Annotated in this window: 1 protein-coding gene and 1 pseudogene; both read right to left on the bottom strand. The window is 52.3% G+C overall.

The window, feature by feature from the left end:
* A pseudogene (locus CW742_RS14025) lies at positions 1–380 on the bottom strand (methyl-accepting chemotaxis protein); the annotation flags it as partial.
* 58 nt (positions 381–438) lie between these two features.
* The gene (locus CW742_RS14020; protein ID WP_292421441.1) at positions 439–1,002 is read right to left on the bottom strand and encodes a chemotaxis protein CheW; all 564 of its coding nucleotides are present in this window, start codon (positions 1,000–1,002) and stop codon (positions 439–441) included.
* Positions 1,003–1,194: the final 192 nt, after the last annotated feature.

Here is a 1,194-nt window from a genome sequence, read left to right as displayed (position 1 = left end):
AAGATGATCGCCTTACTGCCGACATCCGCCTCGTTACCATCAACAATCTCGTAGTTACTGTTCATGACGGTATTGCCGTACGAGATCTGGCCATTGGTTGCTGATGGGGTACCAAGCGCGGTCAGGCGGTTACGAAGCTGCTTGAGATCGCTGTCCAGCTTGGTCTTCGACAAGTCATACGAGTTCGATGTCATCGAACGGATGTCGCTGACCTGTGTGTTCAGCGTCATGTCGAGCTGGTTGTTGATTGCGTTGCTTGCCGTCATGTATGCCACCGAGCCGAGAAGCAGTGTTGGCACGATGACAAGTACAAGACAGATGATCAGGATCTTGCTCCCGATCTTGAGTCGGTTGAATCGGTCTATAATATCATTCATCATTTCTTTCACCTGTATTGTTGTTTTTTTAATCATCCGGCTGGACTCTCATTCCTGCCGGTCAGTTCTGTCCGATATCTGCCAGGAGATGGCGGATGTCGATCCAGATGATCAGTTCGTTGCGCTCGCGCTCTTTGTCCTTTACCCTCTTCTTGATGATGCCGAGGATGGCGGCATCTTCGCGGGCGCTTGATGCAGAAGTTGAATCGATGTCTCCGCGCTCGAACGTTGAAACGGCAAGCACATCATCAACCATGATGCCGGTCTTGGCTTTTGTTATCTTCTCGTCAAGCACGATGATCCGGCTGTTCTCGACCGGCTGCCCGGACGCTACCGTGATGTTGAGGCGTTCTTTCAAGTCTATGATCGTTGTTATCTCTCCCCGGAGATCGATGATACCCTTCATGTACCCGGGTGTGTCGGGAAGCTGCGTGATGGTGGTATACTCCACAACCTCCCTGACATCGAAGAGATCGATAGCATAGTACTCGTTCCCCAGCAGGAACTCAACAACCTGGAGGGTGCCGGACGAACGGGAATTTTTTGACGATACGGTTTCCGGTGCCGGAGTGTCGGTTTCGGCCGGGATCTTCTCTTGGGTTTTTTGCGTGGATTCTCTGGTCATGGCACATCCTCTTTTGGGTTCAGCACCGGAACTTCGAGACTTCTTTTGTCACTTTATCAACGATCGTGTTCACGTTCGCAACGACTTTGGTGATCTGGTCGATTGCAGCGCTCGACTCCTCGCTTGCAGCAGCAGCATCGGTTGCCTCGCGGGTCGTTGCCTGCATGAGCCCGCCGACCTCGTTGATGCTTG

The organism is Methanoregula sp. (assembly GCF_002835825.1).
Taxonomy (GTDB): domain Archaea; phylum Halobacteriota; class Methanomicrobia; order Methanomicrobiales; family Methanospirillaceae; genus Methanoregula.
The sequence above is the reverse complement of the archived record's forward strand: the minus strand, read 5'-3'. Positions and strand labels throughout refer to the sequence as shown.